General features: G+C 33.7%; 20 protein-coding genes. 9 read left to right on the top strand and 11 right to left on the bottom strand.

The annotated features are described in order from the left end of the window. Positions 1-20 precede the first annotated feature (20 nt). Positions 21-1,016, top strand: coding sequence for a L,D-transpeptidase family protein (locus tag BKH41_RS00480; RefSeq protein ID WP_095296446.1), 996 nt, complete (start codon positions 21-23; stop codon positions 1,014-1,016). Positions 1,017-1,047: 31 nt separating this feature from the next. Here BKH41_RS00480 and ciaB read toward each other — a convergent pair whose 3' ends face one another. The 4 genes from ciaB to BKH41_RS00460 all read right to left on the bottom strand — a co-directional run bounded on the left by ciaB (position 1,048) and on the right by BKH41_RS00460 (position 7,479). Then, positions 1,048-2,907: an invasion protein CiaB gene (gene ciaB / locus BKH41_RS00475; protein ID WP_095296445.1), complete on the bottom strand. Its 1,860-nt coding sequence runs from the start codon at positions 2,905-2,907 to the stop codon at positions 1,048-1,050. Positions 2,908-3,061: 154 nt separating this feature from the next. Next, positions 3,062-4,072 (bottom strand): hydrogenase expression/formation protein HypE, encoded by a 1,011-nt coding sequence (gene hypE, locus BKH41_RS00470; RefSeq protein WP_095296443.1) that lies wholly within the window; start codon positions 4,070-4,072, stop codon positions 3,062-3,064. A 95-nt stretch (positions 4,073-4,167) separates the two neighbouring features. Further along, complete coding sequence (gene hypF / locus BKH41_RS00465; protein WP_095296441.1) at positions 4,168-6,468, bottom strand: carbamoyltransferase HypF; 2,301 nt, start codon at positions 6,466-6,468, stop codon at positions 4,168-4,170. Positions 6,469-6,480: 12 nt separating this feature from the next. Then, on the bottom strand, positions 6,481-7,479 hold the full coding sequence (locus BKH41_RS00460) for an agmatine deiminase family protein (RefSeq protein ID WP_095296439.1): 999 nt from the start codon (positions 7,477-7,479) through the stop codon (positions 6,481-6,483). Between the two features lie 59 nt (positions 7,480-7,538). On the opposite strand from BKH41_RS00460, the gene tsaD reads away from it, so the two are divergent. The 3 genes from tsaD to BKH41_RS00450 all read left to right on the top strand — a co-directional run bounded on the left by tsaD (position 7,539) and on the right by BKH41_RS00450 (position 9,992). Then, entirely contained in the window at positions 7,539-8,588 is a 1,050-nt protein-coding gene (gene tsaD / locus BKH41_RS00455) for a tRNA (adenosine(37)-N6)-threonylcarbamoyltransferase complex transferase subunit TsaD (protein WP_095296437.1), read from the top strand. A 173-nt stretch (positions 8,589-8,761) separates the two neighbouring features. Further along, a complete protein-coding gene (locus BKH41_RS09700) occupies positions 8,762-8,929 on the top strand; it encodes a hypothetical protein (RefSeq protein WP_180762680.1) in 168 nt (55 codons plus the stop codon). A 778-nt stretch (positions 8,930-9,707) separates the two neighbouring features. After that, positions 9,708-9,992: a hypothetical protein gene (locus tag BKH41_RS00450; RefSeq protein ID WP_095296435.1), complete on the top strand. Its 285-nt coding sequence runs from the start codon at positions 9,708-9,710 to the stop codon at positions 9,990-9,992. Positions 9,993-10,193: 201 nt separating this feature from the next. On the opposite strand, the gene BKH41_RS00445 is transcribed toward BKH41_RS00450, so the two are convergent. After that, positions 10,194-10,946, bottom strand: a complete 753-nt coding sequence (locus tag BKH41_RS00445) for a DNA/RNA non-specific endonuclease (RefSeq protein WP_343286799.1) — start codon at positions 10,944-10,946, stop codon at positions 10,194-10,196. 334 nt (positions 10,947-11,280) lie between these two features. Between BKH41_RS00445 and recA the strand changes: the two genes are divergently transcribed. From recA to BKH41_RS00420, 5 genes are read left to right on the top strand one after another with little or no spacing between them, the layout of a single operon-like run. Then, positions 11,281-12,327 carry a recombinase RecA gene (gene recA, locus BKH41_RS00440; protein WP_095296433.1) on the top strand — a complete coding sequence of 349 codons (1,047 nt, stop codon included), beginning with the start codon at positions 11,281-11,283 and terminating at the stop codon, positions 12,325-12,327. A 10-nt stretch (positions 12,328-12,337) separates the two neighbouring features. Beyond that, the gene (gene eno / locus BKH41_RS00435; protein ID WP_095296431.1) at positions 12,338-13,618 is read left to right on the top strand and encodes a phosphopyruvate hydratase; all 1,281 of its coding nucleotides are present in this window, start codon (positions 12,338-12,340) and stop codon (positions 13,616-13,618) included. Then, a complete protein-coding gene (locus BKH41_RS00430; protein WP_095296429.1) occupies positions 13,615-13,875 on the top strand; it encodes a hypothetical protein in 261 nt (86 codons plus the stop codon). The genes eno and BKH41_RS00430 overlap by 4 nt, the downstream gene beginning before the upstream one ends. After that, on the top strand, positions 13,872-14,468 hold the full coding sequence (locus tag BKH41_RS00425) for an AMIN domain-containing protein (protein ID WP_095296427.1): 597 nt from the start codon (positions 13,872-13,874) through the stop codon (positions 14,466-14,468). The genes BKH41_RS00430 and BKH41_RS00425 overlap by 4 nt, the downstream gene beginning before the upstream one ends. Then, on the top strand, positions 14,468-14,956 hold the full coding sequence (locus BKH41_RS00420; protein WP_095296425.1) for a shikimate kinase: 489 nt from the start codon (positions 14,468-14,470) through the stop codon (positions 14,954-14,956). The genes BKH41_RS00425 and BKH41_RS00420 overlap by 1 nt, the downstream gene beginning before the upstream one ends. A gap of 15 nt (positions 14,957-14,971) precedes the next feature. Here BKH41_RS00420 and BKH41_RS00415 read toward each other — a convergent pair whose 3' ends face one another. From BKH41_RS00415 to BKH41_RS00390, 6 genes are all read right to left on the bottom strand, one after another. Then, positions 14,972-15,478, bottom strand: coding sequence for a DUF302 domain-containing protein (locus BKH41_RS00415; protein WP_095296423.1), 507 nt, complete (start codon positions 15,476-15,478; stop codon positions 14,972-14,974). 123 nt (positions 15,479-15,601) lie between these two features. After that, positions 15,602-16,033: a GNAT family N-acetyltransferase gene (locus BKH41_RS00410; protein WP_095296421.1), complete on the bottom strand. Its 432-nt coding sequence runs from the start codon at positions 16,031-16,033 to the stop codon at positions 15,602-15,604. After that, positions 16,033-17,013, bottom strand: a complete 981-nt coding sequence (locus BKH41_RS00405) for a phosphatidylglycerol lysyltransferase domain-containing protein (RefSeq protein ID WP_095296420.1) — start codon at positions 17,011-17,013, stop codon at positions 16,033-16,035. The genes BKH41_RS00410 and BKH41_RS00405 overlap by 1 nt, the downstream gene beginning before the upstream one ends. Positions 17,014-17,237: 224 nt before the next feature. Continuing rightward, positions 17,238-17,801, bottom strand: a complete 564-nt coding sequence (efp, locus tag BKH41_RS00400) for an elongation factor P (RefSeq protein WP_095296418.1) — start codon at positions 17,799-17,801, stop codon at positions 17,238-17,240. 10 nt (positions 17,802-17,811) lie between these two features. Continuing rightward, positions 17,812-18,738 (bottom strand): class II fructose-bisphosphate aldolase, encoded by a 927-nt coding sequence (locus BKH41_RS00395; RefSeq protein WP_095296417.1) that lies wholly within the window; start codon positions 18,736-18,738, stop codon positions 17,812-17,814. Between the two features lie 11 nt (positions 18,739-18,749). Then, the gene (locus BKH41_RS00390; protein WP_095296415.1) at positions 18,750-19,583 is read right to left on the bottom strand and encodes a peptidyl-prolyl cis-trans isomerase; all 834 of its coding nucleotides are present in this window, start codon (positions 19,581-19,583) and stop codon (positions 18,750-18,752) included. Between the last annotated feature and the right edge of the window lie 54 nt (positions 19,584-19,637).

Genomic DNA, 19,637 nt, shown 5'->3' with positions numbered 1-19,637 from the left:
AGCGTAAGAGGAGTAAATGTATGAGGTTTATTTTAAGTATTAGTTTGGTCGCATCTTGTATGCTTTATGGAATGGATACTCAAGCTGTTAAGATTATTCAGACTTATCGCACCAAAGGCATACAAACAACACAAGCTATGCTAGAAAATTATTTGATCCAAAAAGATTTTTGGATGGCTGTTCTAAAAAATAAAGATACAGATTATGGTTATTATGAAAATATAGATTTTTTATTTGTTTCTAATAAATCGATCCCAGATTTGACTTTATATGAAGTCAAAGAAGGGCATTTAACAAAAATCAAACAAACAAGTGCATTGGTAGGATCAGGCAAGGGAAATAAAAAAATAGAAGGCGATCTCACTACTCCTATAGGCGTCTATGATATTACCCAGAGATTAAGCGGACTAAATCAATATTATGGACCGATGGCATTTGCCACTAGCTATCCTAACACTTATGATAAAGTGCGAAAAAAAACAGGGTATGGGATTTGGATTCACGGATTTCCACTAAATGGAAACAGGGAAGAGCTTAATACCAAAGGATGCATTGCAATTGAAAATCAGGTGCTTAGTGAATACGACAAACTCATTAAAAACAAAAAATCACTCCTCATTACTTATGAGAATAACCTCAAACTTGTTACCAAAGAAGAATTAGCAACTATTTTAAGTAGCTTATACGGATGGAGAGATGCGTGGATAAAAAATGATTTAAATAGTTATTTGGCATTTTACAGCGACAATTTTGTTCGTTATGATGGAATGAAATTCAAAGCTTTTGTAGATTACAAAAAACGCGTTTTTTCCAAACAAGAAGAAAAAACAATCTTATTTTCAAATATAGACATTTCTCCCTATCCCAATGAGGATGGAAAAAATTTATTTCGAGTCAGTTTTTCACAAGATTATTCTGCATATAAAAATAATCAGCCAACCTATACTTCCAATAGTAAAAAAGAACTATATATAGAACTCAACAATGATAAGCTACTTATTTTGACAGAAAAATAAATCAATAATTTGATTCAAGGTTATTTCAATATTACAAAACTTCTTGTCCAATTTCTTGATATCTTTTCCAATACCATTCGATAAAAATATCTGCGAAGGGCAAGTTTGAACGATAATCTTTTTCTGTCTTTGACACAAATTTTTTAAGCCATTCATAGGCATTTAATTTCTCTATGTAATGCTTTGCCAAAGTTTTATAAGTCTCTATATACCAAGATTTCAAATCTTCATATTTATTTTTATGTATCTTTAAAACAGGTTTGTCATTTGGATCAAATTTAAGGACACCGCTTTCAAAAGCTCCATATAAATGGATCAATCCCTCACAATAATAAGGCAAAACTTCTTCTTGCTCTCTCCAAGCCATCAATCCCACACTTCTGCGAATTGTATCGCTCATAACAGCTTCAAACTCTTCTTGAGTGTGCAAACTTTCAAAGAATGCCACCAATCCACCACAAGTTGCTTTAAATTCTTCAATATTTTTGAATTCTCCATCACAATTCATCAATCTTTGAGTATCCTCTTCTATCCAGAGAATATGACCAAATTCATGTCCATTTGTTGTGATGTCATAGACTAAATGCCATAATTTTTCATTCTCAAATAAAATTTTTCGAGCTTCCTGTAAATAAGATTCCTCAAAAGTCTCATAGCTTAACTTCATTTTCGGCTTACTTCGAGCTGACTGAATAATATTATCGCCAAAAGCAAATATTTTTTTGCCAAATTTTTCTGAAACCACTTCATCATTAGGAACAACCTGTGCCGAAAAAAGCCCATTCATATCCGCTCCATAATAAAGCGCAGGCAAGCCATTATAAATTTTAACACGCTGAAGAGATTTTTGCACAAAAGATTGAAGACTATCTTGAATACCTAATTTAGAACCATAAGCTGCAAACATAGAATCCACACTCAAAGCTACCCTGTTATCAGCTATTTTATCAGGATTGCTAATTCTAAGATCCCATTCAGGCGCAACAGAATGCCGATACCTGTCTTCATAGTATTCAAGAGGATGTCCAACTTGAAAGGGTGTATCTATATCCATCCAAGCCATATCTACTTCTCTCCAACTTTGAATTAATCTATTTTTATCCTTTTGGGAAAATGCATTTTTTAAAGCTGTGAAATAATCAATATAAGATTTTTGTTTATGATAAATCTCATCCTTGTGTTTTTGAAGATTTAAAAGAAGTTTCTCAATTGCTTTCACAATCTCTTTAATCTCAATATCAAAAGCATTTGCATATGGAACGGAGATAAACTTATCCCCAAGTTTCTCTGGAATTGAATAACTCCTATCTGAACAAATCAACTTCCCTTGAGATTCTTCAGTGTCCATACTTGGAGCTAGAAGTTTAAGTGCTTTTTCCTCTCCATAAAGTTTTTGCATATTTTTATTAATACCATCAATCAAAATATCTTGCCAACTTTCAAAAAAATTATTCATTGTCAAGCCTATTTTATGCACCCCTAGCAGAAGTTCCCGATAAAATTCGTTAAAAAGCTCCTGTTTTTGGACTTGAACAAGAAGTTCCCAATGTCTTTTGGCATAAAAATTACTGACAAAATTAAGCAAAAGTCTTCTGGCGATTAAAATTTCAGAATTTGTTTTTTGGTATTTCTTGAGGATCTGCACGATAGGTCCTTCCTTGAGATTGGCGATTCTGTCACACAATGCCATTAGCACAGATTTTTCAGGTTCCAATCCTATGCGATTGCATAATTGAGTCAGGATTTTCAAATATTTTTCATTTTCTTTATTGTCTTCATTATCAAAAATTTTATAAATTTTTTGAATTTCATAGGATTGTTTTTGAATAAGAGCATAAAAAAATTTTAAGTCTTTTTGAAATTTTTCAGAGATATTTTGAATTCCCTGCATAGATATTCTCCTTATTCGCTCTAAATTTTTAATAAATAATTATAATCATCAAATATGAACGTTTAAGCAAAGTATGACTACATATCCAACAGGTTGAACCCATTAAATTGTTTGTCATAAAGCTTATTCAAAGGACACAGACACTTGCAAAATTTCAACAGATTCTAGGCAAAAGCTCCCCTTGTGGGTAATCCAAATATCTTTTTGTTCCCCAAGAGTTTTGTAAAATCACTCTAGGAGTTTTTACATTTTCTGCTTCTACACTACCAATAATCGCAACTTCTTTTCCATCTGGATGTTTCTTTAAGATTTCACAAACTTCTTGAGCATAGCAAGCCTCTACGCAAAGCACACAAGCCCCTTCATTTGCTAAAGAATACGGCTCAAGTCCTAAAATTTCACAAACTCCTTTGACTTCTTTTGAAATTGGGATCTTATCTTCTTCTATAATAATCTCCACCCCCGAAGCATTTGCCCACTCATTTAAGACTGCTGCAAGTCCGCCTCTTGTAGCGTCTCTTAATGCATTGATAGGAATTTTACTTTTAAAAATATCCTCAAGCATAGGATAAAGCTGCTTACAATCGCTTTTTAAGTCAGAGTGTAAATCAATCTCACTACGCGAACAAAAAATCACACACCCGTGACTCCCAATGCGCGAGCTTAAAATAATTATATCCCCACTTTTAAGGTTTTTAGCAGAAATCCCTTCTTTTTGAATTTCGCCAATTGCAGTTGTGTTGATAAAAATTTTATCTACATTGCCTTTAGGCACAACCTTAGTATCTGCAGAAATTAGCTTAATTTGAGTATATTCGAGTTCTTTTGCCATTGATTGAAGGATTTTTTCAAGATCACAGATTGCAAACCCTTCTTCTAAAATAAACCCTGCACTCATATACTTTGGTTTGGCTCCCATCATCGCCACATCATTACTACTGCCACAGATACTGAGTTTGCCAATGTCTGCCCCTGCAAAAAATATCGGATTTACCACATAAGAATCTGTACTCACACAATATTTTTGTACTCCTGAAACATCAAAAGTACCAGCATCCTCACCCTGCCCTAAAATAAAATTTCCCAAATATTTTTCAAACACTTTTTCTATCAATTCATTTGTTTCTCTGCCACCATTGCCTTGTGCCAAGGTAATTCGTTTCATTCAAATCCTTTCACATTCATTTTTTATGCAACACAACTAAATCAAGCTTTATTTTCAAAATTTTGGCATACAAATTTCTAGTAAGCTTAATTTGCTTATAAAGCATTATATTGAGCATAAACAGCTTGCCCAAAAGAAATGCACCCATCATTTGGAGGCAAGATTTTATGCATATAAAATTTCTTTCCTTTTTTTTCAAAAAGCGTTGCTATCGTATCACATAAAACTCTGTTTTGAAATACCCCACCACTAAAAATTACCTTGTATTCAGGATAATTTTCGCTCAAGGCAAATGCAATTTGAGCCAAAGTATTGATGAATTTTTTAGCAATTTTATCAATATGCCCTTTTAAGATATCTTGTTGCATCTCTAAAAACATCAGATCATATCGAACAATCCCATTTTTAATTTCAAATTCATATTTTTTCTTTTCATTTTCTTTTAAAACACAATTTTGTACAAGACTTTCTATCAGCATTCCCGCCTCCCCTTCATAGCTGCTTTCATCAAGAAGCCCACACAGACTTGCAACCCCATCAAATAATCTACCTACAGAGCTAGTATGAAGCGTATTGATATTTTTTTCAAACATCATTTTCAAAATTACTCTCTCTTGTTTGTCTAATTCTTGTTCAAATCGATCTTTCAAAGCTTTCAAGCCATATTTCAAAGCCAAACCATAGCCAATTTTATATATGCTCTTTATTGCCCCTTCTCCTCCAATTAGAGGCAAAGTTTCAAAATGACCTATCCGTAAAATACCCGTAAGATTCCCCAAAAATATTTCCCCACCCCATATATTTCCATCATCGCCCAACCCCGTTCCATCCCAAATAATTCCTAACATTTTGCTTTGAGGATCAATAGATGAATCTTGAAGCATTGCTTCGGCAAAAGCAGCACAAAAATGAGCGCGATGATGCTGTATAGAAATACTTCTACAACGAAATTCTAAAGATTTTTTAGCACTAAATACACTTGAGTGATAATCAGGGTGTAGGTCGTGAATCAAAATATCAGGTTTTAAGGAATATATTTCTTTAAAAAACTCAAAAATTTCTTCGTATCTACGCATACTCGCAGGATTGTTCAAATCTCCTATAAAAGGAGAAATTAAGTATTTTCCATTGATAGCATAAGTCAAAGTAGATTTTTGCTCTGCTCCCAAACCAATACACAGGGTAGTTTTAATTCTATTTTCTCTGTGACTATTTGCTATGATTTCTAAATCCAAAGGAGCAAATGAACGCCCTAGACGCATCACTCTCATCTCTTTTCCAAGAAATGCTACTACACTATCATCAATAGGATGAATAATTTCACGTTCAAAATCAAGCGCACTTTCAAACACATTCCCTAATTTTTCTTTCAGTTCTATAAAAGAGGCAATAATAGGTTCTCCACTTAAATTTGCACTCGTAAAGACAATGGGAAAATCAAGCGATTCAAAAAGCAAATGATGGATACCACTATAAGGCAAGATAACACCAAACGTATGCAAAGAGGGGGCAATATATGGAGAAAGTATATTATTTTTTTTTGCTTTCCCTAGAATAATTGGAGCACTTTTAGACTCTAAAGCATCAATCTCTTGTGTATTTAAATCCACAAATTTTAAAGCCATTTGGGTGTTTTTAACCATCAGTGCAAAAGGTTTTTTAGGGCGATTTTTTTTGTCTCTAAGCCTCTTAATTGCTGCGCTATTTCTTCCATCGCATACCAAGGCAAACCCACCTATGCCCTTAATCGCAACAATTTCACCATTCAAAATCGCCCGAATACATTCTTTGATAGGGTTGTTTTCATAAATATGCTCCGCTCTATGGAATTTTATTGAAATAGCACATTTTGGGCAAGAATTTGGTTGGGCTCCAAAGCGTCTATCATTAGGATTATCATATTCCCTTTGGCATTCTTGGCACATTTTAAAAGGAGCCATTGAGGTATTTTTACGATCATAAGGAAGCGAAGCAATAATACTGTATCTTGGACCACAGTTTGTGCAAGTAGTAAAAGCATAATGATAATGCCTGTTTTTTTTATCAAACATCTCTTTAAGACAATCTTTGCAAATTGCCATATCTTTAGGAATTTTGCTTTCAAGTCCAAATGCATTTTCTTGACTTTCTAAAATCTCAAAGCCTTTAAAATCTTCCAAGCCCTCATAAATACTTATTTGAATGCAATCAATTCTTGCGCAATCTGGAACTTGTAATTTCATCATATGGATAAATTCTTCCGAATTTTTAGCATCTAAGACAATCTCAACACCCCCACCCACATTCCTTACCAAACCTTTTAATCCTAAATCTTGAGCTATGCGATAAACAAAAGGGCGAAATCCCACACCTTGTACAATTCCATTTACAAAGATTTTTATATATTTAGCACTCAACTAGTTCAACCGCTAATAAATTTGCATAGTTACGCAATGAAGGCTTCCATGCTGTCTGATAAGTGTGGAACAATCAATACCTATCACTTCTCTATCAGGACATTCCAAGCGTAAGATTTCAAGTACTTCAACATCCTTATTGTCTCCATAAACAGGAACAAGCAATGCGCCATTGATAAATAAAAAATTAGCATAAGTTGCAGGCAATCTTTCATTTCCCTCATAGATAGCATTTGGAAGAGGAAGTGGCACGAGGTGATAAGGTTCTCCTTTTTTTGTTCTAAGGGCGCGAAGTTCTTCTTCCATTTTTCGTAACTCTTCATAATGTTCATCATTCTTATCCTCGCATTTGACATAAGCAATGCTATGAGGATTAAGAAATCTTGCAAGTGTATCGATATGGCTATCGGTATCATCTCCTCTTAAATACCCGTGATGGAGCCATAAAATTTCTTCTGCTCCAAGTGCATTTTTTAAGTATTCTTCAATCTGGGATTGATCCATATGAGGATTTCGATTGGACGAAAGCAAACATTGAGTATTTGTAAGTACCCTTCCTTGCCCATCCGTATCAATACTTCCACCTTCAAGAACCATAGTTAATGTTTGCATTTTCGTTTTAAAAATACCAATTTTTAAAAGCCTTGTATTGATTTGATTATCATCATCACAAATAAACTTCAATCCCCATCCATTGAAGCTAAAATCAAGCAATTTTAGCACTCCATCTTCATCAATGCTAATAGGTCCGAAATCTCTTGCCCAAGTATCATTAATTGGAACTTTAACGATCTTAATACGCGGGCATCTCAGTCTTTGCAATATCTCTTTTCCTTCAATATCTTCAGAATCTATACATAAAATAACATCTTCAAAGCGCGTAATTTGGGAAATAATGCATAAAAAATTTTCCCTTGCATCCTCTAGATAGGGTGCCCAGTCACTTTTTATATGTGGAAATGCCATTAATACTGCACTCTGTTTTTCCCATTCAGCCTTCATTCTTCTCATTTTTGTCCCTTATATTTAGCTATAATTTTATTAAAATTTTACTACTAAAACGGAAAAATATGATTTTAAGCATAGAAAGCAGTTGTGATGATAGCTCTATAGCCCTTACTGAAATTAAAACCGCAAAACTCCTTTTTCATTCTAAAATATCTCAAGAAAGCATTCATAGCCCATATGGCGGCGTTGTTCCTGAAATTGCTTCGCGTTTACACGCAGAAGCACTCCCACAAATCCTAACAAAAGCAAAATCTTTTTTAGGAGGTAGCTTCAAAAATATTAAAGCCGTTGCAGTAACCACCCAACCTGGACTTAATATCACACTTATAGAGGGATTGATGATGGCTAAAGCTCTGTCTTTTTTTCTAAAAATACCACTTATCAGTGTCAATCATCTTAAGGGACATATCTATTCCCTTTTTATCAACCATCCAAAAACTTCATTTCCTTTGAGTGTCTTATTAGTTTCAGGAGGACATACACTCATCATTGAAGCCAAAAATGCTTCTGAAATGTCTATTGTAGCCAAAAGTATGGATGACAGTTTTGGAGAAAGTTTTGACAAGGTAGCCAAAATGCTGTCTTTAGGGTATCCTGGAGGTCCTATTGTGGAAAAATACGCCTCGCTTTGCCCCAAAAATCTTGCCTTTCCTTTCCCATTGCCACTCAAACACTCTCCTGATTTGGCTTTCAGTTTTTCAGGGCTTAAAAATGCTGTAAGGCTTTCTATCCTTCAGGCTCAAGAACAAGGCGAAGATGTCACGCAAGAGTCTTTTATAGCCAAAATTTGTGCAGGCTTTCAACAAAGTGCATGCGAACATTTGATTAAAAATGTCAGCAAATATTTTCAGAAAAAACAAAAACAAAATAACCCCGTTGAAAATTTTTGTATCGTAGGGGGTGCGAGTGCAAATTTATATCTTAGGGATAAAATCTTGTCTTTGTGCGATTCATTTAAGTGCAATCTATTGTTAGCACCTTTGGAATTTTGTTCTGATAATGCCGCAATGATAGGAAGAGCGGCATTGGAAAAATACTATCAAAAAAACTTTGCAGATATTTTCACTCTCCAAGCTTTCCCAAAAAGTGAAGAAAACGAATTTCAACCTTAGATCACCTCTTTGAAATGATGTTTATTGCTTTTAATAAAACATATAGACTCATTATATGAAAATACCAACAAATTAAAGAAGAAGGTGAGGGAAATGGTGTCCTGACTCAGACAACTCGTGTTTTAAAAATATAAAAACTGCTTCAAAGAAGAGTTTGAGCAAGAAAAAGGTTAATGACGCTATTATGTTTTCATTCAGGTACAGGAAGGGAAAGAAACGATGAAGTTCATTATATAACTGGCAGGCTTCAAGCCCTCAATCAACTTCTTGATTACAACCAATATCTTTTTGGAGAAAATGGCAAAGAATCTTTTTTAAAATATAAAGATTATATTAAATAACTCAAACAAAACGTTCCAAATAAAAAAATTATCAGACTTATTTGAAAGATGCCTTCTATTTTTAAAATCGAGAAACCTTTAAAAATTTCGTATATAGTAGAACTCTAATATCTAATAATAATTTTTATTCTGCAATGGAAGGTATTAAATTCAATGAAGGAACTCTCAAAGCAATGCAGATTGCTGAAGTTATTGATAAATTAAGAGATGAGAAAATTGAGATTTAGAAAGAAAGAAAAAACCAATCAGTAAATCAAAATGCTACAATGAACCTTAGAATTATCGTGAACAATCCAAGAAACTCCATCAGAAACATCTTTTTAGGGCTGTTTAGATTTATATCTGAGGTTGCTACCCTCTAAGGACAGTAACCTCAGATATAATTTTACTTAATTTTTTAAAATTTATTTTTATAGTTTTACTCAAATAATATTCAAAAAATATTTTTTACAACAGAAATAATTAATGCGCTCAAAAGTGTATGGATTGACAATGACACAGAAAAGTTAAGTGTTTAAATGAATAGAGAATTTGAGGTGATAAAATAATATTAACAGCTAAAAACCAATCCGAACAAAAACAGCAGTATTTACAAAATATTGAAAATTTAACTAAAACTAATGCAATCAAAGAACAGAGAATTGAGTTTAAATTCAAGCGTTATCAAAGCTTTTAGATATTAGCAATGATGCTCAATCAAACACAAGCGAATAAAATCAAATCATCCAATATATTATAATTTACAAGACTAAAAGAAGTTTTTACACAAAGGGATAAAATGAATCTTGCAATGAAAGACACACAACCTGTTAAACAATATACTTACGATGAAATTCTTGAAGCCGCAGAAAGAACCAATCCAAGACTGCAATTACTCAAAGAAGGATATAATGCTATTTATTACGATGAAACAATATCTGATAAATACAACCTCTTACTGCAGCCTGATGGGAAATGTTACTTTTTAGATCCTAATAGCAAATCAATGAAAAATGAAATCTTAAGGGAATTAACCCCTGAAGAATATGCTAAGCTCGATTTGGTTAAAGGGAGAGATTATTGAATCCTTATCTGATTATCATTACAGGCACAAACGGTGTAGGTAAATCCACTTTTGGGTCAAATCTTCAAAAGATTTGGGAATCCCTTTTATTGATCTTGATATGTTTTATAAACAAAATATTCCCCATTGCAACGAAACTTTTAAATTTAAAGCCTGCTTAATAGGAATGGATATTTGCCTATTCAAATGTTCTTGATGTTCTCATTTTACAAATCTTTCACAATCTGCCCTATAAGATTCGAGTCTTTCATCTTCTACTTTATGATTAGGGTATTCATAGCATTCCTTAACATCTCCAGCTTCAATCACTTTAACATAGAGTTCTGGAATGGCAATGCCATTTTTAATATACTGAATCTTAGATTTATCTTTGGCATAAAACACAATATTAAGCACTTCAGCACTTCCTTTTTGTTTTGCCAAAAATCTTTCTCTATCTTCAGCTTTTCTCCAAACTCTTTGATTAATTTGAGGGTTTTGAGGCGTAATGTTGCTCATCAAAAATGTAGATGCTTGAGCTTGCAAAGTTGCATTCATTGATTGATTTGATAAGGTATGCCCTCTATCATAACCACTTCTTGTGTAATCTTGCGTTTTAGTTCTATAAGCTTGGGGAATTTGGGGATCTGACTTAAATGCAGGTCTTTTGCCTGCAGTTCCCATATTTAGTATCTTCGACTCTATTTTATAGGCCACTGCTTTAGTCCCTTTATAATCATAACTATAGCAATTTATGTAATAGTATTTATCCATCACCAAAGAACAATTTTCTTTCGTAAAATATTTAGAAAAAGCAGGATAGAGTTTATAGTGAGAATAAACTTTATCCATAGTTTTTACCGGAAGGACTTGACTTTCAGGAAGCATTTGGGTTTGATGTTGATTAGAGGTTGCACATCCGCAAAAAAATATAATCAATAGTGGCAAGACAAAACTTAAAGTTTTAATTTTCATTGAAATTTCCTTTGTTGCATTTGATTGTTAATTAGGATGAAATCAAAGTCGAAAATCAAGGAGCTCAAAAATGATTTTTATCCTTGTATTAAGATATACCAATGCCATCAATAAATATTTTGTACCTGAGGTTGAAACGTTCTGTTTTTAATTGGAGATAAAGTCAAAATAAGATAGATTTTATTGCAAATGAATTCAAACAAAAGTTATCAGTAAAAATTATCTGATTCAATTTGACGGTCTTAATTCTTAAACACGTTTTTGGAAATATAAGTTTGTTTTAGTCAAGACTTTGATAAAATATACATTATTTTGGCACTAAAAAAGGAAATTGATGGCAATAGATGAAAAAAAACAAAAAGCGATTGATCTCGCACTCAAGCAGATTGATAAAGCCTTTGGTAAGGGGGCACTTGTAAGATTAGGGGATAAGCAAATTGAAAAAATCGACTCTATTTCTACGGGGTCTTTAGGTTTGGATATGGCTTTAGGCATTGGAGGCATACCTAAAGGCAGGATTATCGAAATTTATGGACCCGAATCTAGTGGCAAGACGACACTAAGTCTTCAAATTGTAGCAGAATGCCAGAAGAATGGGGGTATTTGTGCTTTTATCGATGCTGAACATGCTCTTGATGTCTATTACGCAAAAAGATTAGGTGTAGATACTGAAAATCTTCTTGTTTCCCAGCCCGATAATGGCGAACAAGCTCTTGAGATCTTAGAAACCTTAACTCGAAGTGGCGCTATTGATCTCATTGTCATTGACTCTGTTGCTGCTCTCACTCCAAAAGCTGAAATAGACGGCGATATGGGGGATCAACACGTCGGATTACAAGCAAGGTTGATGAGCCACGCTTTACGAAAAATCACGGGGATTCTACACAAAATGAATGCTACGCTGATTTTTATCAATCAAATCCGTATGAAAATAGGAACAATGGGATATGGAAGCCCAGAAACCACAACTGGAGGAAATGCATTAAAATTCTATGCAAGTATAAGAATCGACATCCGTCGTATCGCTACTCTTAAACAAAATGATCAACAAATCGGCAATCGAGCTAAAGCTAAAGTTGTTAAAAATAAAGTTGCGCCACCTTTTAGAGAAGCTGAATTTGATATTATGTTTGGCGAAGGTATTAGCCGTGAGGGTGAAATCATTGATTATGGTATCAAACTTGATATCATTGATAAAAGTGGTGCTTGGCTCAGCTATGGAGATAAGAAATTAGGACAAGGAAGAGAAAATGCCAAAATCTTACTCAAAGATGATAAAGCACTTGCAGATGAAATTACAAGCAAAATAAAAGAACAAATTGGATCTGCGGAAGAAATTATGCCTCTTCCAGATGAACCGCTTGATGAAATGAACGAATAAGGAAAATCAGATGATTTATATAGAAAATATTTATTCTCAAGAAGTGATGGACAGCAGAGGAAATCCAACTATAAAAGCAACGGTTGTTCTTAGTGATGGCACTGCAGAATCTGCCATCGTTCCAAGTGGAGCTAGCACAGGCAAGAGAGAGGCTCTTGAACTTCGTGATGGCGATAAAACCCGATTTTTGGGAAAGGGCGTCTTAAAAGCTTGCGAAAACATTGACACAACCATTTCAGATGCGCTTATCGGTAGCACCCCGTTTGACCAAAGCCATATTGATTCCTTACTCAAGACTCTTGATGGCACAAGCAATTATTCCAATCTTGGAGCAAATGCAACACTTGGAGTATCTATGGCAGTAGCTCGCGCAGCGGCAAGCTCTCTTAATATTCCTCTTTATCGTTACCTTGGAGGAGCCAATGCGCTTACTATTCCTGTGCCAATGCTCAATATTATTAACGGAGGATCTCACGCTGATAATACCGTGGATTTTCAAGAGTATATGATTATGCCTCTTGGATTTGACACTTTTAAAGATGCCCTAAGAGCAAGTGCAGAAGTTTATCACCATCTCAAAAATATTTTGAAAAATTCCTCACATATCACAAGTATAGGAGATGAAGGAGGTTTTGCCCCCAATCTTAAAAACAACGCAGAGCCAATTGAGATTATTTTAAAAGCCATTGAAAAAGCCGGATACAAACCCGGTTCAGACATATCCCTCGCACTTGATGTAGCTAGCAGTGAATTTTCTGAAGATAATGGCATTTACAATCTGATCGGAGAAGGAAGAAAATTGACTTCACACGAACTTGTATCTTACTATGAAGAACTTGTGAGTAAATATCCTATCATCTCCATTGAAGATGGATTGAGTGAGGATGATTGGGAGGGATGGAAATATCTCACTCAAAAACTCGGAGATAAAATTCAACTTGTAGGAGATGATTTGTTTGTTACAAATAAATCCATTTTAAAGCACGGCATTGAACAAAATATTGCAAATGCTATCCTCATTAAACCCAATCAAATCGGAACCATAAGTGAAACTATGCAAACTGTACGCTTAGCTCAAAGGAATAATTACAAATGCATTATGAGTCATCGAAGTGGAGAGAGTGAAGATACTTTTATCGCTGATTTTGGAGTAGCCCTCAATACCGGTGAAATCAAAACGGGATCAACTGCTAGAAGTGAAAGAATCGCCAAATACAACCGTTTGCTTCAGATTGAAAGCGAACTCGCAAACACTGAATATATAGGCAAAGAACTTTTTAAAACCAAATGATAGAAGATAAAGAATCCACTAAATACGCCAAGCTTGTACGGACTATTTATGTCAATCGTGCCATTATCATCAGTTTTTTAATATTGATGGTTATCGGCGCTTATACAGGCTATCTTCTTTTTGGAACCAATTCCATTGAAGTTCTGATTTCAGTCAAAGATAAACGCACTTCCCTTCAAGAAAGCGTTCAAACACTCCAATATGAAAATGCCAAATTACAAAAGCAACTTTTTGAGTTAAAAGGACTTGAGCCATGAAGAAAATTTTTACTGTTTTGTTTTTTTTATTCTATGCTCTCATTGCTAGAGATAATCCTTTTGAGCCTCTCTTGACTCCCAAAGAAAGCTCTCATGACGCAACAAAAAATGCTAAAGACTACTTTGAAGCCTTTGATTTCAAATTACCCACTACAGCTAGGATTCTTAAAAGTGTAACAATCACTTATGAAAATATCGATGGCTCTTTAGATACAAAAACTTTGGATATCGACCAAAGCATTGATTGGCACTACCCCCTAAGACTCAGTCAAAAAAATGCAATTGTCTCTGAAGAAACGAATTATTACAGCATTCCACCTTTTGAATTTTTTACCAAACAAAATAAGCTTTATATCCACACTTCTTATAAAATTCAAAGAACTTTTATTCTCCCCACCCCCTATCGTCTCATCATTGATATGGATAGAAAAGAACCCAACATCAATCAGAATATTGATATAAATAAAAGGTATTTCACTAAAATATCCGTCGGTACCCATAATACTTTTTATCGGATTGTAATCACGCTAGATGGTCAATACCAATATCAGGTAAAAAAAGAAGATCAATACTATGTCGTAAGCTTAAAATAATGAAAAACATTGTTTTAATAGGTTTTATGGGAAGTGGAAAAACAACAGTCGGCACACATTTAGCAAGATATACTAAAAGTTATCTCATTGATACAGATATGCTGATTGCTGCTCAAAATTCTCAAAGCATTAAAAATATTTTTGAAAACTATGGAGAAGAGTATTTCCGAAAACTTGAAGCGGATTTTATACAATGGGTAGAAAAAAATATTCAGAATGCAATTATAGCTACCGGAGGGGGAATGCCTATTTTCAATCCCGTAAGAGGTATGGGAAAAGTATTTTATCTTAAAATAGATTTTGAAAAAATTCAAAAACGACTCACTCAAACCGAATTGGATTCTAGACCTCTTTTAAAAAACATCTCAGAAGCTTACGAAATTTATAAAAATCGTCAAACTTTATACGCCAAATCTGCAGATATAATTATCAATGCAGATCAGCCTATAGATAAAGTCGTCTCAGAAATCTTAAAATACATTCCCTAAGACTTTTACAAATTACTAATGAATAATATGCTCTACAAAATTTTCATAAGCTTTTTCTGTATTTTTTATGAAAGCATCATTAGCAGGCAATCCTAATGCTTTAGCATTAAAACTAGGTCTCACAAAACCTACAAATACCTTTTTATCTCTTTCATAAACCAAAATTTTCATTGGTAACTCAATGGCCAGATTTGGATATTCTTTCATTTTAGCCGTTCCTGCTGCAGGATTCCCAAACACAATCACACTCGTAGGGGGCAAACTCTGATCAAACTCTGTTGCAGCCTGAGAATGATCTAGAATAACAAAAAGCTTCATCTTTTGTTGTTTAATCATATCTTTAGCGCGATTTAAAGTGGTTTGAAAATCATAATCACTGACTTGTAAACTCAAATATTTAGGATCATATTTAGCAATACTAGCCGGTTTGACTTGTAAATCTTTCATTTTATACACCTCTTGTGTTTGATGGGAAAAAGCAAAGCTTGTTAATAAAAATGCAATGATTGCAATTTTTTTCATATTTCAATCTCCTTATAAGTGATAGGAACATTCTAATAAAAATTATTCAATACTCAAACTCTAAAAACCAAATTGCACCAACATATTTGCTTCTAGTTCTCACTTTTTTGATGCATAATCATCTCAGAGTCTATTTTCCATTCTCAAACCATCCTCTTCAACATAATATGAAGGTAAAACTTTTTTCGACACAAATCCCAATTTTTCATAAAGAGCAATAGCTTTTTGATTTCTAGATCGCACTTCTAAATAAATAAAATCTTTCTTTTTTGCTCGCGCCATATCAATTCCATAACGACATAAAATTTCTCCATAGCCCTTTCCTTGAAATTTAGGCAAAACAGCCAAGGAGTAGATTCTTAAACTTTTTGAATGAGTCAAGACCAATAAATAGCCGACTATTTCCCCATTTTTTCGCAATATAAAAATTCTATCTCCATAATGCAGATGATAGAAAAAAACACGTTTTGAAAATCTTCCCTCCCAAGGCATAAATACCTGGTTTTCAATATTACATAGCGTGTCTATATCAGTTAATGCGGCGTTTTCAATCATTATTTTTGATAAATTGTATATTTTGGAACCAACTTATCAGGACGATAAGACATTTTTACCTTTTTGAGATTTTCAAATCCCATATCATCTCCGACATTAATATATTCTGCATTATATTTATCTTTCAATACCTTACAAAATTCTCTAAAAATGAATTGTGCGCAACCAAGTACTTCAAAATCCGTCTTTTCAATCAATACACTTGCCGTATCTTCCCTAACTTGTTCACCCACTGTGAAACCTTTCAATTCCTCGCCGATATAAATAACCAAACCTACCAATCCCAAAGCATCATAATCTTGCAATACTCTTTTTATGGCAAACCTCTCTTGATAAATGCCGTCCATAAAAATATCCACTTCTTCCTTGGGCATATATTTTATTCTATCGCTTACCCACTTATTAAAAAGCTGATTGATTGGAATCAAATGAGCTTCTGGGTCAAGAGCTTCTATTTTAAAATCCGGATATGCCTTTTTAAACTTATTGATTTCATTTCGCTTAGCGTGATAAGAATTACCCTTAAGCTCAATCAAATCATTTGTTTTATATATATAATCAACAAGCTTTTTTTCGATTACATAATTTTCCAAAGATGAGAATATAACTTCTCCTTCGTTACTAGAAGTGATAAAATCCTCCAAAAATTCATCACAAACATATTCGATTTTAGAATAATAATTTGATGAATTATTTTCATTCATAATATCAAAACATTTTGGAATTGCATTGTAACAATGCTTAGGGTTGCCAAGCGGAGGTAAAAGCATCGAAAGTTCGCCTCCCGTCATCACAAACAAACAAAATGTATCCTCAATGATTTCATAAAAACCGCTTGTTCTTGAAAGCCAAATATAATTGGCAGCAAAAGAATAATCACTCACATCAACTTGAGTCTTACACAAATAGTCTTCCATAATTCCTTTTGTTTCAATAACAAAAGGTTTTAATTTATAATCTAAAATATTTATTGTTGCCATAATCAAAGAGCCTTATTTAAAATTTGGCGCGAATTATACTCTTAAATTTTGATATTTGACTACAAATTTTAAATTATTTTTCAATCTTTGAGATTAAAGAAAATTAGCAAGTTTTTAATACAAAATTCAATAAATTTTTGAGTTTCAAATTCCGGATAAAATTGAAAATTCTCTGTAGCACAGAATAATATTATAATCAATAATTAAAAAGAAAAATATATAAACTATTTAACTTTTTCTACATACTCTGAAGTTTCAGTATTGACTCTAATCACTTCGCCTTCAAGAATATGGAAAGGAATCTGCACAACAGCTCCGGTCTCCAAAGTTGCAGGCTTTTTACTTGCACTAGAAGTATCACCCTTAAAATTTGGGGCGGTCTCGACAATTTTGAGTTCGACAATCTGAGGAACATCGACAGAAATGGCTTTATTATTATGAAAAAGAATCTGAACACTCATCCCATCAAGCATCCATTTTGAAACATCTCCAACTTGATTATCATTCAAAGCAATTTGTTCATAAGTTTCAGTATCCATAAATTGATAAGTGTCTCCATCGTGATAAAGATACTGCATTGTTTTTTCAATCAAATTGGGTTCTTCACACTTATCGCCAGCATGAAAAGTTTTTTCAATCACTTTGCCATCTAAGAATGATTTTATTTTTGCACGGACAAATGCAGCTCCTTTTCCAGGTTTGACGTGTTGATATTCGACAATTCTATAAGGAACGTTTTCTATCTCTATTTTCAAACCTTTTTTTAATTCGCTCATCCCAATTGCCATATATTCTCCTCTAACTTATTTTATTAGCACTGCCCAGTAAATGCATTCTTTCAAGAACAACTTTTTTGATAGCTTGCATACCTGGAGTAAAAAATTTTCTCAAGTCAAATTGAGTTTTATCTTCGTTAGCAACACGTCTGACTTCTGCCATAAAGGCAATTCTCAAATCTGTATCAGTATTGACTTTATTAATCCCACCCTTAATCGACTCTTGTAAAAATTCAAAAGGTACGCCTTTGCTTCCCTTAAGATCTCCACCACTATTCAAAAAAGATTCCCGCACATAATCGGGTATTGCGCTAGCCCCGTGCAATACCAAAGGAATATTTGTCAATCTTTTGACTTCTTGGAGACGTTTAAAATCTAATTTTGGCTCACCTTTGAACTTAAATGCCCCGTGACTCGTACCAATAGCTGGAGCAAGATAATCAACTTTTGATTCTCTGACAAAAATCTCTGCCTCTTTGGGATTTACCAAAACAGCATCTTTTTCATCTACAGAAATATTATCTTCAATGCCCATCAGCCTACCTAATTCGGCTTCAACGCTTACACCTTCTTTATGGGCTGCTTCCACAACTTTGGCTGTTAACTCTAGATTTTCCTCAAAAGGGTGATGAGAAGCATCAATCATTACTGAGGTAAAACCAGCTTCAATCGCCTTCTGACAACTTTCAAAGGTCGTTCCGTGATCCAAGTGTAGGGCTACAGGAATATGAGAATAACGATTTGACATTATTTTAGCCATCCCCACAACCATATCAATGCCCATATATTTAATTGCACCTTCACTTGCTTGAATAATAAGGGGGGAGGAGGCTTCATCGGCAGCTTCAAAAATTGCGTTTAACATTTCAAAATTTACAAAATTAAAAGCCCCTACTCCATATCCTTCTTTGTGTGCCTTTTGTAAAATATCGCTACCGACAACCAACATATAAGATCCTTTTAGCTAGCAATATTGATTTTTGCGCTCTTCTTTAATTCATTGATTTTATTTTTCATTCTTTCTTCGAATTCTTTATTTTTCAAAATATCCTCAATGGTTCGTTTTGCCTGATCAAACGTAGGAGTAACAGGATCGTTTTTCTTAATTAGATAAATAATATGGTAGCCGAATTGAGTTTTAATAGGTGTTTTTGTATAAGTTCCTGGTTTCAAATCAAAAGTGGCCTTAGCGAATTCAGGATCCATACGATTTTTTTGAAAATTTCCCAAATCTCCACCATTTTGAGTATTCTTAGTATTTGGATCAATAGATTCTTTATTTGCTAATTCGATAAATTTAGCTTCTACCTTTGCCTTAGGGGTTTTATTTAATTCAGAGATAATTTTCTTGGCTTGTTCTTCAGTCTTTACAAGAATATGACGAGCATGGGCTTCTTGTTGAACAAAATCTTGTTTATGTTCATCGTAATATTTTTTTAATTCCGCGTCGGGAATTTTAGTTTTTCCTATCACTTCTGCTTGTTTCTTTGCCCAAAGCTCTACTAAAAGTTGTTTTTCAAATGCATCAACTGCAGATTTAAAATCAGCTGAATTTTGAATTTTTTCCTTTTTAGCCTCTTTTTCAATCAAAATATTATTGATAGCTTGCTCCACCAAAGCTTTTTGTTGATTTTTATCAAGATCGTTAAAATTGAAATTAGGCACTCTTTGTTTGATCATATCAAAATCTTTCTCTGTAATCGCTATACCATCAACTGTGGCAAGGGTTTTAGCTCCTGCAAATCCAACACACATAGTGCTTGCAAGAATCAAGCTTACTATACTTTTTTTCATTCTCAAATCTCCATATATTTAAATTTGGCGCCATTTAAGCAACACATTCCGTAA

Source organism: Helicobacter sp. 12S02232-10, from assembly GCF_002272895.1.
GTDB lineage: Bacteria > Campylobacterota > Campylobacteria > Campylobacterales > Helicobacteraceae > Helicobacter_J.
The sequence above is the reverse complement of the archived record's forward strand: the minus strand, read 5'-3'. Positions and strand labels throughout refer to the sequence as shown.

Excerpts from the sequence above, each read along its gene's own strand:
- BKH41_RS00480 (WP_095296446.1), top strand. The coding sequence starts at position 21 with ATGAGGTTTATTTTAAGTATTAGTTTGGTCGCATCTTGTATGCTTTAT.
- ciaB (WP_095296445.1), bottom strand. The coding sequence starts at position 2,907 with ATGCAGGGAATTCAAAATATCTCTGAAAAATTTCAAAAAGACTTAAAA.
- hypE (WP_095296443.1), bottom strand. The coding sequence starts at position 4,072 with ATGAAACGAATTACCTTGGCACAAGGCAATGGTGGCAGAGAAACAAAT.
- BKH41_RS00460 (WP_095296439.1), bottom strand. The coding sequence starts at position 7,479 with ATGAGAAGAATGAAGGCTGAATGGGAAAAACAGAGTGCAGTATTAATG.
- tsaD (WP_095296437.1), top strand. The coding sequence starts at position 7,539 with ATGATTTTAAGCATAGAAAGCAGTTGTGATGATAGCTCTATAGCCCTT.
- BKH41_RS09700 (WP_180762680.1), top strand. The coding sequence starts at position 8,762 with ATGACGCTATTATGTTTTCATTCAGGTACAGGAAGGGAAAGAAACGAT.
- BKH41_RS00450 (WP_095296435.1), top strand. The coding sequence starts at position 9,708 with ATGAATCTTGCAATGAAAGACACACAACCTGTTAAACAATATACTTAC.
- BKH41_RS00445 (WP_343286799.1), bottom strand. The coding sequence starts at position 10,946 with ATGAAAATTAAAACTTTAAGTTTTGTCTTGCCACTATTGATTATATTT.
- recA (WP_095296433.1), top strand. The coding sequence starts at position 11,281 with ATGGCAATAGATGAAAAAAAACAAAAAGCGATTGATCTCGCACTCAAG.
- eno (WP_095296431.1), top strand. The coding sequence starts at position 12,338 with ATGATTTATATAGAAAATATTTATTCTCAAGAAGTGATGGACAGCAGA.
- BKH41_RS00430 (WP_095296429.1), top strand. The coding sequence starts at position 13,615 with ATGATAGAAGATAAAGAATCCACTAAATACGCCAAGCTTGTACGGACT.
- BKH41_RS00425 (WP_095296427.1), top strand. The coding sequence starts at position 13,872 with ATGAAGAAAATTTTTACTGTTTTGTTTTTTTTATTCTATGCTCTCATT.
- BKH41_RS00420 (WP_095296425.1), top strand. The coding sequence starts at position 14,468 with ATGAAAAACATTGTTTTAATAGGTTTTATGGGAAGTGGAAAAACAACA.
- BKH41_RS00415 (WP_095296423.1), bottom strand. The coding sequence starts at position 15,478 with ATGAAAAAAATTGCAATCATTGCATTTTTATTAACAAGCTTTGCTTTT.
- BKH41_RS00410 (WP_095296421.1), bottom strand. The coding sequence starts at position 16,033 with ATGATTGAAAACGCCGCATTAACTGATATAGACACGCTATGTAATATT.
- BKH41_RS00405 (WP_095296420.1), bottom strand. The coding sequence starts at position 17,013 with ATGGCAACAATAAATATTTTAGATTATAAATTAAAACCTTTTGTTATT.
- efp (WP_095296418.1), bottom strand. The coding sequence starts at position 17,801 with ATGGCAATTGGGATGAGCGAATTAAAAAAAGGTTTGAAAATAGAGATA.
- BKH41_RS00395 (WP_095296417.1), bottom strand. The coding sequence starts at position 18,738 with ATGTTGGTTGTCGGTAGCGATATTTTACAAAAGGCACACAAAGAAGGA.
- BKH41_RS00390 (WP_095296415.1), bottom strand. The coding sequence starts at position 19,583 with ATGAAAAAAAGTATAGTAAGCTTGATTCTTGCAAGCACTATGTGTGTT.